A 12,782-nucleotide genomic window follows, 5' to 3' on the forward strand; every position below is an offset into this window, starting at 1 on the left:
TTACCGCTATCCAGAAGATTCCAGGTTTATGAATTACACCACAGAGCGTTCGATACCCGTAGGGGCATCGCGAAAGCCTTTGTCCCTACACTTCATAAACCTGGAACACGCTATAATTCATGCGTAAAACAACTTTTTGCGTAAGTTTTATTGTTATAAAATTGATAATTGGAGCCACACTTTTTTTATTTGTATTAAAAGAACTAAAATTTTCAGTACAAACCCATTTTATTGTAGAACATCATGCAATAAACATCTGTAGTTTGGCACATCATCCCCAATTTTTTGGTGAAAAATCGGGCAGAAAGTGCGATCGCCAGCAGCTTTTAGTTTAGGTTGGAAAGCTCATCAAAGCAGCATCAGTCTTAATACTGTTAGTATAGACTTCGATTTGCGAATATTTACTGTCATTTATCACTGATTATATTTAATATTCCCTCTTCCGGAGATTAAATTTATATTTCGCAACATTTACGGGTTGTTTTCTCGATACAGCTAATGCTTTTATTTGCAACTAAAAATCGATGCTTTTACGGAATCTTTAAGATAGAGTGGCAACAGCGAGTCTTTTTTAAATTTTTGATAAAGAACGGGGTACTCGGCGTCAAAAGGGTAAAATTTTTAGGTAAAAACTAAAAAACTTATTTGGGATTAATTTGAGAATTATCAAAAAAAATTTTTGTATATTATATGATAAAAAGTAAGGATTAATAGTCAATCGTTCACCTACAGATTAAGATTTTCATGGATATTCAATTAATTAATATCGGTTTTGGTAACATTGTGTCTGCTAATCGAGTGATTGCCATTGTCAGTCCCGAGTCAGCGCCAATTAAGCGGATTATTACTGATGCGCGGGAGCGGGGACAACTGGTTGACGCAACTTACGGCCGCCGCACGAGAGCGGTAATTATTACAGATTCGAGTCACGTCATCCTCTCGGCGATTCAGCCGGAAACGGTTGCTAATCGTTTTGTGGTGAGCAAAGACGGTCAAGGTCGGGATGATTGAGGTTTGTCAGTTGCAATTTGAGCGTTTACAGTCTAAAGTAAGCGGAAACTTAAATTGTTACACGTTTCTATTCTAAAGATGAAATCTGGTAAATTAATTGTTCTGACAGGGCCTAGCGGTGTGGGGAAAGGCACCTTAGTACGATCGCTCCTCAATCGCCATCCCGAATTGTATCTTTCGGTATCGGTGACAACTCGATCGCCCCGTGAGGGAGAAATTGAGGGACAGCACTACTATTTTGTCAGCCGCAGCCGCTTTGAACAAATGGTTGAGGCTGGAGAGTTGGCGGAATGGGCCGAGTTTGCCGGTAATTTTTACGGTACTCCTTATTTTGGTCTCAAGCAAGGAATTGGTGAGGGAAAATGGGTAATCCTCGAAATAGAGTTGGAAGGGGCTAGGCAAATTAGGAATAATTTTCCAGAGGCGCTGCGAATTTTTATTTTACCTCCTTCTTGGGAAGAATTGGAACGGCGCTTGCGGAGTCGGGGTCAAGATTCCGAAAGTGCGATCGCCCGTCGGTTGCTGCGGGCTAAAGAGGAAATTGAAGCTGCAGGGGAATTCGATTTCCAAGTTGTTAATGACGAGTTGGAAGTTGCTTTGAAAAAGCTAGAATCAATACTTAATTTGGTTGAGCTTTCAGGAAATTAATGACTGATAACTAATGACCAATGACTAATAACTAATGACTAATCACTAATGACTAATAACTAATGACTAATTACCCATTTCTCCGTCCTGGCTAAAACTTCGCTACTTTGTTTGATAGCAACACAAACTTTTAAGTTCAATTCCAGAATATTCAATGAAGGCGAAAATTTTCTCAAAGGTTCAATTTCGCGAGCAGAACAGCCTAACATTTCCATATAAGCTAGCGTCCAGCCAATAGCTGCAATGTCCCCTATAGCGCCTTCTCCGGCGCAAAGGTAACAACCCAATTCGCCCTCCGCCCCACACTCAGGACAAACCCAATTGCCCAGTTGTGAATGGGGCAGATTTGTGCGGGAGGCGGATGCAATTGTTAATGCTTTAATATGATTTTGAACTACTTGTTTAAAACCTCGGTTTAGGTTGCTGCGCTGGTCGGAATTACCGTGCGATCGCCCGCTTGCTACTGCTTGCTGTTGTGGCGAAGCAAGAGAGGCTGTTTGGTTCTCCTTGGTTACTCTAGATTCGCCTAGGTTCGCAGTTAGCTGAATACCATAGTCTTTCGACTCCGCAGTCTGAGAGTGGTTGAGTGCGCTGGAGGAATCGGGTTCGGAAGTTGTGAAGGAGGTTTCTATTTGATCGGCAAAATCTTGCATTGAGAGGTGATGTTCGATCGCCAAAGACCACGTTCTTTTATGTCGGAGGTCGCCGTATTTTCTGGCTTCTTCCTCAGTAATGCCGATCGCCGCAGCCTCTTGGCGCAGCACATTCATGGAAGTCATTGTATCTGATATCATGAGTTTGTTTGCAGTTAAATTTACGATCGCCGACTCAGCCTACAAATAAATTACCTTAGATATACTACAATAGTCCGGACTATTTTGAGATCCTAGTCGGAAACCCTTGATTTTCCGTTACGAAGTCGATTCTGCAATCGCCCTGAAACCCTTATTTTACGCTTGGCAATCACAGACTGTCCGAAGTATTGATAGTAGCCTAAATCTAAAATCTAAAATCTAAAATCTAAAATTGGATGAGTTCAATTCTTCCCGATACAACTTTATCTGTTGCCGGACTAACATCATACCTGCAAGACTTGTTGCAGGGCGATCGCTATTTGCGATCAGTTTGGCTGACAGGGGAGGTGACTAACGTTTCGCCATACCCGACAGCCTGCTATTTTACTCTGTCCGATCCTGACAAAAGTGCTGCGATTCGCTGCGTGGCTTGGAACAATCAGGGGCAAAAATTGGTGCAAATCCCAGTAAAAGGGGAACAGTTGCTCGTTTTGGGAAGCATCCGGGTTTACAACAAGCGTGGTGAGTACCAGTTGAATGTAGTGGAATTGCTACCGGCTGGGGAAGGATTGCAGGCTTTGCGGTTACAGCAGTTACGATCGCGCTTGGATGCGGAGGGTTTCTTCGATCCCGCCAGAAAGCGCGAAATTCCCGCACACCCGCAAATTGTCGCCGTTGTAGCTTCCGATAGCAGCGCTGCTTGGGGGGACATTCAGCGCACCCTAGCTCAAAGATATCCGGGTTTGCGGGTGTTGCTGTCGCACACAAAGGTGGAGGGAGAATCGGCTGTTGCGGAAATTGTCCGGGCGATCGCCCGTGTAGAATGGGACGGTAGGGCTGATGTGATAATTTTAGCCCGTGGTGGCGGTTCTGCGGATAGTTTGGCTTGTTTTAATGATGAGAGAGTTGTCAGGGCGATCGCCAATTGTGCGATTCCAATTATCACTGGTATCGGGCACGAAAGAGATGAATCTCTCGCCGATTTAGTAGCAGATAAACGAGCCCACACTCCGACTGCTGCGGCCGCTCAAGCTGTACCAATTTTAGCAGATCTTTACTTTGAACACAAGCAGCGAATGGTCAATTTAGCAAGTGCTGTGCGGGCCAGATTTCAGGCTGAAGAAGAGCATTTGCAACTGTTACAAAACCGATTAAAACGCTTACCTGCGACATCCCGAACTTTGCGGCAAGCAACTGGTAAACTGGAAATATTGCAAGAAAAGTTATCCGCACTGAATCCGGCTGCCGTTTTGCAAAGGGGTTATGCGGCGGTAATCCAAAGTGATGGTACGATCGTTCGCACAACTGACGGTTTGGAATTGGGAGAGGAATTGACTGTGAGGTTGAGTCGGGGCGTGCTGAAAGTTAAGATTGTAGAAGTATTGGATGCGGAAGAAAAGTTATGATTGATTCGCAGTTGCGCCAGTCTGACTGGAATTATGAGGAAACGGTCGATCGAATTGAAGCGATTATCGATCGGGTGGAATCGGGAGAGTTGCCTCTAGAGAAGGTTTTCGAGCAGTTTGGGGTGGCTGTGGAGTGTTGGCAGCAGTGCGAAAGCTTTTTGGCGCGGGGGAAGGAACAGATGGATTTGTCGATCGAGCTTTTGGCTGCGGAACCCGATTTTTAACCGGAGATAAACTCGGATTAATGTGGATGAAATAGCGCGTTTTGCCGAAAGTCCGATAGGGAATTAATTCGCTGTATTCTAGCAAAACTCCTCGGTATGATGAGTGTTAAACTCATGATACTAAACCAGGGTTGGCTACCCCCTTTCTCATTACCAAACGCAGAATCAACATGGACATTCTTTGCGTACAAACCGGGTTACTTTGCATCACTCCTTTATTTAAATTTTTGAGTCAGATTCATTTTCCGATATTGCTTGATACTCCAAAAGCTGTTGCCCTCGGATAATCCACAATTTACCCGTAACTTCTGCCGCATCCAATCCGCGAATTAATATTTCTACTGCCCCTTGCCAATCTTGCGGTTTCGCTTGAGAAGGCAGACGCAGTAACACAATCCCAGAATAAGTAAGTAGGCGGGATTAAACTGAACGATGTAACTTTATGTAAACATTGCTCAGTCAGCCACGCTTAGGGCTAAGGATACTTTACCATCGTTTACATAGTTGGGTTTTACACCGCCTACCTAGTTAAGCTGTACCATCCATGAACACAGACACGCGCACGCGGCCGAACTGGTTAATGAAGGAGTCAGTCTCCATACTATCGGCAGGGGGCTCGGCTATCCTTAGATGAATATTAGAAAAAATACTAGCCTGTTGCCTGCGATACTAAGTTGTTGGAGCGAATTCAGTAGGGTCAGACAAGTCAATTTCAAGAAGCCTTGAGTCTTGTAAACAGATCTTGATTATCTAGCGACAGATTAAAAACCGCTAAAGTGAGGGGTCAGCATTGGGTAATCTGCGAAATGTTTACGCTTCCCTGGGCAACTCGGCCAAGGCGATTGAGTACCATCAGCAGTCGTTGACCATCGCCTGTAATGTTCATAACTGCCAAAAATCGAGAGCCAAACATGATTAGACTTCCTGGAATTAAAGTTTTAGCCCAAATTTACGAAAGTGCCAATTCCCTGGTGTATCGGGGAATTAGAGAACAAGATCACAAAACAGTAATTCTCAAAGTTCTGAAACAAGACTATCCCACGCCCTTTGAGCTAACCCGATATAAGCAGGAATATGAAATCACCCGCAATCTGGACATAGATGGTGTGGTTAAACCTTATGCCTTAGAACCGTATCAAAGAACTTTGGTTATTATCTTAGAGGATTTTGGCGCATCATCCTTAAAAAAATTGATGAATTACCGTGTAGAGAGGAATGGCTTTGCACCCCTACCAGAATTTTTCAACATCGCTATCAGAACGGCTGAGATTTTAGGTACTATTCACGCTGCCAATGTCATCCACAAAGATATTAATCCTGCCAACATTGTCTTTAACCCAGAAACAGGAATTATCAAAATCATTGACTTTGGTATCTCCACTCAATTAACCCGCGAAAATCCTACGCTGAAAAATCCCAATGTTTTAGAAGGCACTTTAGCCTATATATCACCGGAGCAAACGGGACGAATGAATCGTTCTTTAGATTACCGCACTGACTTTTACTCTCTCGGCGTTACCTTCTACGAACTACTTACGGGACAGTTACCTTTTGAAAGTACCGATGCGTTGGAACTGGTGCATTGTCATATCGCCAAACAGCCAATACCCCCTCATCTTTTAGGAGGAGGAGAGGGGGAGAGAGGGAGAGGGGGAGAACCTTGTCCTAAAGCGGTTTCGGATATTGTCATGAAGCTGATGGCAAAAATGGCAGAGGAACGATATCAAAGTGCTTGGGGACTCAAAGCTGATTTAGAAGAATGTCTCTTTCAGTTACAAGCTCATGGGACTATAGCAGATTTCCCTCTCGGTTCTAAGGATATTTCCGACAAGTTTCAAATTCCCCAAAAGCTTTACGGACGAGACTCAGAAGTTAAAACTTTACTAACAGCGTTTGACCGAGTGAGTCAAGGCACAACTGAAATGATGCTAGTGGCAGGTTATTCCGGCATCGGTAAATCAGTATTGGTGGCAGAAGTTCATAAACCCATCACTCAAAAGCGCGGCTATTTCATCTGGGGAAAATTTGACCAGTTTCAGCGTAATATTCCCTACTCAGCTTTTGTCAGTGCCTTTCAGGGATTGATGCGCCAACTGTTAACCGAAAGCGAAGCACAACTAAACCTTTGGCGAGAAAAACTCCTTGCTGCTTTTGGTTCCAATGGACAAGTGATTATTGAAGTGATTCCCGAAGTGGAATTGATTATAGGCAAGCAACCACTCGTGCCGGAATTAAGCCCCGCTGAGTCCCATAATCGCTTTAATCTGGTTTTCCAAAACTTCATTCGGGCATTTTGTGCAAAAGAGCATCCCTTGGTCATCTTTCTGGACGATTTGCAGTGGGCAGACTCCGCAACGCTCAAGTTAATCGAACTGATGATGACGGATGCGGATACGCAATACCTGTTTCTCATTGGGGCGTATCGGGATAACGAAGTCAACCCCACTCATCCGTTGATGATGACTCTTGATGGGCTACGGAATGTTGGGGCAACTATCAACTTTATTACCTTAGCTCCCTTAGATAGCAAGCATATTTGCCAGTTAATTGCCGATACTTTGCACAGTGATGCCTCTTCAGTAAAACCCTTGGCCGAGTTGGTAGTGCATAAAACTGGAGGCAATCCTTTCTTTGTCTATGAGTTTCTCAAAACCCTACATACCGAAAACCTGATAACTTTTGATTTTGAACGTCACGGCTGGCAGTGGGATATTTCAAACATTGAAGCTAAGGGCATTACTGACAATGTGGTGGAGTTGATGATTGGTAAGGTGAAGAAACTGCCTCCAGTTACACAGCAAGTTTTACGCTTAGCAGCTTGTGTAGGTGCTGATTTCGACTTAAGCACCCTTTCTATCATCAGTGAAAGATCTACATCGGAAGTTTATAAAGACCTAACAGCAGCAGTTCAGTCCGGGTTAATCTTGCCCACATCCGAGTTGGATGAAGAACTGTTAATTCAAGATTATAAATTCCTGCATGACCGGGTACAGCAAGCAGCTTACTCGCTGATTGACGAAAAAGATAAACAAGAAATTCACTTAAAAATTGGTGGCATTCTGTTGAAAATTTTTGAAAAAGATGAGTTAGAAGAACGAATCTTTGATATAGTCAATCACCTCAACCAAGGAGAATCATTGCTCAGTGACCAATCGGAAAAAGAACAATTAGCTAGATTGAATCTAATCGCTGGAAGAAAAGCTAAATTCTCTTCAGCCTATCAACCCGCATTACTATACATAACGAACGGGATGAAATTTTTCTCCCCTAATAGCTGGGAAGAAGACTATCACCTGACATTTTCATATCACCTTGAAAAAGGTGAAATAGAATATTTGAATGCTAGCTGGGACGAAGCTTTATCAACTTTTGATGAAGCCCTTGAGCATATCAATAGTTTGTTGGGTCGGTGTAAAGTCAATGAATATAAAGTGACGTTATATCGAATGAAAAATGATTTGGAATCCTCCTTATATCTGGGAGTACAGACACTCGATTTATTGGGAATCACCTTGAAAGCTTTTCCTGAAGAAGATGAACTTATAGCAGAAGTGAATCATGCTAATGAGACAATCGCTGCCAGGAAAATTGAAAATTTTATAGACCTTCCTGAAATGCAAGACCCTGAAAAACTTGCTGCTATGGTACTCCTCAGAGAATGTGTACCTCCATCTTACTTTTTAGGGTCTAGATTGCTGTTCATACTAGGCATAAAAATGATTGAGCTATCGCTCACCTATGGGAACAATCCTCACTCTTCAGTTGGGTATGTATATTATTCGTTAACTCTTGCCTTTGTAGCGCAAGATTTTGAAGCCGCCTATAAATTTGGAAGTTTAGCCTTGAGATTGAACGATGACAAGTATCAAATGAAGCGTTATGAAGCATTAATTTTGAATATGTGGGGAGGATTTGTTTCCCATTACACTGAACATCTCGATCGCTCTAAAGAGCATTTAATGAGAGGTTATTATAGCGGTGTAGAAAATGGTGCCTATCAATGGGCAGGATATTGTGCAATCAATTTTTTGTTTATGTGTTTTTGGGGGACTGATTCGTTAAAAGAATTATCAGAAAAAATTGATAAGATTATACCCGGCTTGAAAAAAGTCGATCCCAACATGGTGCAATATTATTATGCGATTAAAGCGACCATTTATAATTTGACTGAACCCGTTGAGGAGTGGAGTGTTCTTGATGAATCCTTATGGCCGAATGCCAAGGAGATCATTAAGTCTTGCCTTGAAAAAAATGATTTATTCACGGTATTTTTAGAATTAGCCTGTAAATTGTCTTTAGCCAACTGGTATTCAGATTCCGAGAAAGCGATAGACTATGCTAACTCTGCCGAAAAATATTTGATAGGCGCGACGGGGATTTTTATTAATCCGGCTTTCCATTTTCATCAATGTCTAGCCTTATCAGTTGGGTATGACTATGCTGATGGTGAAAAACAGGCACAGTACGTAGAGAAGATTAAATCCAATCTTGAGAAATTCAAACTCTGGAGTAAACATTGTCCGAGTACCTACCTTCATCAACGTCTGCTAATCGAAGCTGAGTTGGCGCGTATTACAGGCAATACTCTGGAAGCGCAGGATTTGTATGACCAAGCGATCGAGTCAGCCCGAGAAAATAAATTTTTGCAGAATGAAGCGCTAGCGTCGGAACTAGCAGCTAAGTTTTGGTTAGCTAAAGGTAAAGAGAAGATTGCTAAAGTCTACATGAGTGAAGCCCACTATGGCTACCAACGCTGGGGTGCAACAGCTAAAGTTAACGATTTAGATACGCGCTATCCTCAGTTATTACAAAGAAAGCCCTCGAACAGGGGAACACTTAGCACAAAGCTATCTACGCCGCCTACCACAACAGGAAGGAGCACTTCTTTTGAGCTGGATTTTACCACAGTATTGAAAGCTTCACAAACCCTATCTGAGGAAATTGTGCTAGATAAATTACTGGCAAAATTGATGCGGATTATTATTGAGAATGCCGGAGCGCAAAAGGGCTTTTTGATTCTGGAAACTAAGGGGAAATTGCTAATTGAAGCTGAAGGATCTGTAGATAAAGATAGCGTGACTGTGTTCCAGTCAATCCCTATCAAGTCTGTAGGGGAACCTGGGGATAAACTTTTAATTTCTCATATAATTGTTAACTATGTAGCTCGCACGCGGGAAAGTGTAGTCTTGAGCGATGCTGCTAATGACTCTAAATTTGCTAATTCCCCCTACATCAAAGTACATAAGCCTAAATCAATTTTGTGCTTCCCTCTCCAACATCAAGGTAAACTGGCAGGAATTATCTATTTAGAAAATAATCTAACCACAGAGGCTTTTACTTCAGATCGCGTAGAACTCTTAAATCTGCTTTCCTCTCAGGCAGCAATTTCCATTGAAAATGCCCGTTTCTACAATAATCTCACCGAACTCAACCAAGCTTTTGAGCGCTTTGTCCCCCGTCAATTCCTCCAATTCTTGGATAAAGAAAGTATTATTGATGTTAAATTAGGCGACCAAGTTCAACAAGAAATGTCGGTACTATTTTCCGATATTCGCGACTTCACAACTTTATCGGAAAGTATGACCCCTCAAGACAATTTCACATTTATTAATTCCTATTTGTCTCATATGGAGCCAGCTATTACTGAAAATCAAGGGTTTATTGATAAATATATTGGCGATGCAATTATGGCTCTATTTAGTGGTGAGGCAGATAATGCAGTGAAAGCAGGAATTGATATGCTGCATCGTCTTACCGAATATAATCAACATCGCACCGCTTCTGGATACGTGCCGATTAAGATTGGCATTGGCATCAATACAGGTTCTTTAATACTCGGTACGGTTGGGGGAAAAAACCGGATGGATAGCACGGTGATTAGCGATGCAGTGAATTTAGCCTCGCGGATAGAAAGCTTGACTAAACAATATGGGATTTCGATGTTAATTAGTCACCACACTTTCCAGTCTTTGCCAGATTCTAACCAGTATGCTATCCGTCTTATCGATCGCGTAAAAGTTAAGGGAAAATCAAAAGCGGTATCGATGTTTGAAGTTTTCGATGCCGATCCGCCTGAGACTTATGAGGGCAAGGTAGCCACGAGAACGCTATTTGAAGAAGCTTTGGTACTCTATCATCGGCAAAAGCTTAGAGATGCTGAGCGATTATTTGCTGAGTGCCTACGCCGCAATCCTACAGATAAAGTGGCTCAAATTTATCAACAGCGCTGCACTCAATCCGATCGGGACTAAGGAGGCGTTAGCTCAAATCTTGAAATCGGGGTTTGAGTAGTAATCGAGGCGTTGCTTATCCGGGTATGAAAAAAATAAGTTGAAAATCCCCAAGCTTTGTGGATACTGGTTTCCATGACTGGCATATTTAGCCTTTCATACCATAAATCAGCAACGCGCGAGTCTATTGAGATGCGAGACAGTAAATTATTTTGAGTCATGTCTTTTTAATTAGATATTTTCCATTGATTCATTGTAATGAATTTTAGGGCTGAGTTGTGGGGGCCCAGAAACCGGGTTTGATGGACGAAAATATTTCGTTTCAACCCGCAGAGGTGGCCAAAAACCCGGTTTATTCAGTCGGTGGGAACTCAGAAACCGGATTTGATGGACGAAAATATTTCGTTTCAACCCGCAGATGTGGTCAAAAACCCGGTTTATTCAGTCGATGGGAACCCCTACAAGTCATCATCATCTCCCCAAATCTCAGCTAACTTCTCCAACAAATCTTCAGCAATCAGATTCAGTTCCGCTTTCACATCCTCCTCAATATCTGAAGCTTTCTCAACAGGTGAAGATTTATCACGAGAGAAAGATATATCTCTATTTCCCAAACCTCCACTGCTAGAACCACTTCCCGCTAAAGCCTTCCCTCCTTCATATCCCCAGTCAGATTTCTCACTACTGTGCAAAACTTTATTCAAAATTGCCACAATTTCCGAAATAGATTTGTTTTGCAAATTCTCCCGAACTTGTGCTTGTACGGGGTCATCTTCTCCCAAATCAGATAGCAACTCTTCAATTTCACCTTGCAACAGCGGAATTGCCAACTCAATTCGATCCAAATAATCCCACAATTCCTCAAAGGGTTTGAGATTAGTTAGAGAAATCTCTTGAATTTCATCATGAATTTCCACAGCCGGAATAAAGCCCAAAAGTTTCACCTTATCGAAAGGTTCGGCAAACTGAACGACGATATATGCAATGCGGTTTCCTCGCACTTCCGGCAGAGAAATCGCCGATTCTCCAAGCTGAATCGGACAGCATTCTATCTTGCCAATCCCCGGCAAAACCAAATCGCCGACATCCAAAACCGCCCGCATAGCTGGATTCCAACTATCACCGCCATCAATATCGGTTTCCATTTCCATCCATTCCAAAAAATAGTTAACTGCCCAAACCGCCAGGGTATTGAAATAAACCCGCTTGCCTTTTTGCGGATTAGCTTGCTCTGAAGCAAATTGCAGAGCTAAATTGCGGGCAGTTTGCTCCAGAGGAATTTGTAACAAATAAGTATCCATGCTATTCACCATTATTCCTCCGGTTGATATCCACATTCTTTAGCAATTCTATTGCCAATCTCTTTGACGAGTTCAAAACCTGTTCTTTTCCAGTGAGAGTTGAGAGTTTGATAGTCAATATTTAACTCTCTGGCAATTACCGATAATTTATCAGGAGGGTCTTTCAGCAGCAATCGCACTGCCAATATGTGACAATTGGCATCCGGTCGAGGGCGACGATTTTCGGGAGTGTTTGGCTGAGTCTTATCTATTTTTTCATTGGGATAACTGTTTCGCAGTTCTCCCGTCGGATCGTCTTCAATACACTGCCATAGTTTGCGGCCGATGCGATCCTTATTTTTAACTTGTTCTTGCTCAATCAGTTGCTCAATTCCTATGACCGTAGTATCATCAGCCGCTCCTTCAGAATCAAATTCTTCACCTGTTTTGCTCTTAGTTGGAGCATCCAAACTAAACGTAAAAGGCTGCCGCTCTAACTTGCTGTATTGGTCATATACTTTGCGTTTAACAATTGTATTGAACCGCTTAACCACTCTGGTTTGCAACGCATCATCAGCGATATTATCGAGGTCAATTTCCCGAAAAAATCTCGGCAGCGTTTTGAAAAAACCCCCATAGGCCTCATTCACTGCGCCGTCAAAATCAATATTAGGATTGGCATCGCGATTCTTGCGAATTCCGGGCAAATGGGGAATGAGTTGGCACAATTTATTTTTGAGTCTTTCTTGTTCCTTACTCGCCTCTGGCGAGTCTTTCAAGAGTTGTAGAAGTTGGCGTAACTGTTCGTCGGTGTTCACTGGCACGTTCGGATGACATCGAGATAATTCGATTATCCCAGGGAAAATAGCGCTGTAACCTGCCAACAGTAACAAAGTCAAGGAAATCGGTTTGAGTTCCCAACCCGTGGGTGGAAGCAACAAGTTGAAACTTGCCCCTACAGGAACTAAACCTGCTAAGGGTTCGACGGGGGTATCATGTCTCGTCATAGTCCAGTTTTTGCGTGTTGATACTCTGATATCGCAGGTTTTGGCGGCTTTATGCAGAATTGAGCAAAAATTTTTCGTAAAGGCAATGCAATAAGGACTGAAGTCCAATGGCACTGAAAAAGTCTCAATCACGCCCTCCGTTTAGATTTCAAGACAGAGCGAGGTTCCTGCATTCGAGGATA

9 protein-coding genes are annotated in these 12,782 nt (G+C 42.7%); 5 read left to right on the forward strand and 4 right to left on the reverse strand.

Annotation, left to right across the window (positions count from 1 at the left end; translation table 11 throughout):
* Positions 1-744: 744 nt before the first annotated feature.
* Both remA and gmk read left to right on the forward strand, forming a co-directional pair.
* Positions 745-1,011, forward strand: coding sequence for an extracellular matrix/biofilm regulator RemA (gene remA / locus QUB33_RS11280; protein WP_333046047.1), 267 nt, complete (start codon positions 745-747; stop codon positions 1,009-1,011).
* Between the two features lie 78 nt (positions 1,012-1,089).
* Positions 1,090-1,659, forward strand: a complete 570-nt coding sequence (gene gmk, locus QUB33_RS11285; protein ID WP_333350379.1) for a guanylate kinase — start codon at positions 1,090-1,092, stop codon at positions 1,657-1,659.
* 59 nt (positions 1,660-1,718) lie between these two features.
* On the opposite strand, the gene QUB33_RS11290 is transcribed toward gmk, so the two are convergent.
* Positions 1,719-2,453: a hypothetical protein gene (locus QUB33_RS11290; RefSeq protein WP_333350381.1), complete on the reverse strand. Its 735-nt coding sequence runs from the start codon at positions 2,451-2,453 to the stop codon at positions 1,719-1,721.
* A gap of 236 nt (positions 2,454-2,689) precedes the next feature.
* Here QUB33_RS11290 and xseA point away from each other — a divergent pair, with 236 nt between their 5' ends.
* Together xseA and xseB are read left to right on the forward strand one after the other, a co-directional pair.
* Positions 2,690-3,859 (forward strand): exodeoxyribonuclease VII large subunit, encoded by a 1,170-nt coding sequence (gene xseA, locus QUB33_RS11295; RefSeq protein ID WP_333350383.1) that lies wholly within the window; start codon positions 2,690-2,692, stop codon positions 3,857-3,859.
* A complete protein-coding gene (gene xseB, locus QUB33_RS11300) occupies positions 3,856-4,083 on the forward strand; it encodes an exodeoxyribonuclease VII small subunit (RefSeq protein ID WP_333350385.1) in 228 nt (75 codons plus the stop codon). The genes xseA and xseB overlap by 4 nt, the downstream gene beginning before the upstream one ends.
* A 219-nt stretch (positions 4,084-4,302) precedes the next feature.
* Here the strand turns inward: xseB and QUB33_RS11305 are convergent, their stop codons facing one another.
* Positions 4,303-4,476, reverse strand: coding sequence for a hypothetical protein (locus QUB33_RS11305; RefSeq protein WP_333350387.1), 174 nt, complete (start codon positions 4,474-4,476; stop codon positions 4,303-4,305).
* Positions 4,477-4,994: 518 nt separating this feature from the next.
* Here QUB33_RS11305 and QUB33_RS11310 point away from each other — a divergent pair.
* On the forward strand, positions 4,995-10,334 hold the full coding sequence (locus QUB33_RS11310; protein ID WP_333350389.1) for an AAA family ATPase: 5,340 nt from the start codon (positions 4,995-4,997) through the stop codon (positions 10,332-10,334).
* A gap of 437 nt (positions 10,335-10,771) precedes the next feature.
* Here QUB33_RS11310 and QUB33_RS11315 read toward each other — a convergent pair whose 3' ends face one another.
* Both QUB33_RS11315 and QUB33_RS11320 read right to left on the reverse strand, forming a co-directional pair.
* Positions 10,772-11,626: a DUF1822 family protein gene (locus QUB33_RS11315; protein WP_333350391.1), complete on the reverse strand. Its 855-nt coding sequence runs from the start codon at positions 11,624-11,626 to the stop codon at positions 10,772-10,774.
* The gene (locus QUB33_RS11320) at positions 11,626-12,600 is read right to left on the reverse strand and encodes a hypothetical protein (RefSeq protein ID WP_333350393.1); all 975 of its coding nucleotides are present in this window, start codon (positions 12,598-12,600) and stop codon (positions 11,626-11,628) included. Before QUB33_RS11320 ends, QUB33_RS11315 begins: the two co-directional genes overlap by 1 nt.
* Positions 12,601-12,782: the final 182 nt, after the last annotated feature.

Source organism: Microcoleus sp. B3-A4, assembly GCF_036705385.1.
GTDB lineage: Bacteria > Cyanobacteriota > Cyanobacteriia > Cyanobacteriales > Microcoleaceae > Microcoleus.

Coding starts and splice junctions, on each gene's coding strand:
- gmk (WP_333350379.1), top strand. CDS start 1,090: ATGAAATCTGGTAAATTAATTGTTCTGACAGGGCCTAGCGGTGTGGGG.
- QUB33_RS11290 (WP_333350381.1), bottom strand. CDS start 2,453: ATGATATCAGATACAATGACTTCCATGAATGTGCTGCGCCAAGAGGCT.
- QUB33_RS11320 (WP_333350393.1), bottom strand. CDS start 12,600: ATGACGAGACATGATACCCCCGTCGAACCCTTAGCAGGTTTAGTTCCT.
- xseB (WP_333350385.1), top strand. CDS start 3,856: ATGATTGATTCGCAGTTGCGCCAGTCTGACTGGAATTATGAGGAAACG.
- remA (WP_333046047.1), top strand. CDS start 745: ATGGATATTCAATTAATTAATATCGGTTTTGGTAACATTGTGTCTGCT.
- QUB33_RS11315 (WP_333350391.1), bottom strand. CDS start 11,626: ATGGTGAATAGCATGGATACTTATTTGTTACAAATTCCTCTGGAGCAA.
- xseA (WP_333350383.1), top strand. CDS start 2,690: ATGAGTTCAATTCTTCCCGATACAACTTTATCTGTTGCCGGACTAACA.
- QUB33_RS11310 (WP_333350389.1), top strand. CDS start 4,995: ATGATTAGACTTCCTGGAATTAAAGTTTTAGCCCAAATTTACGAAAGT.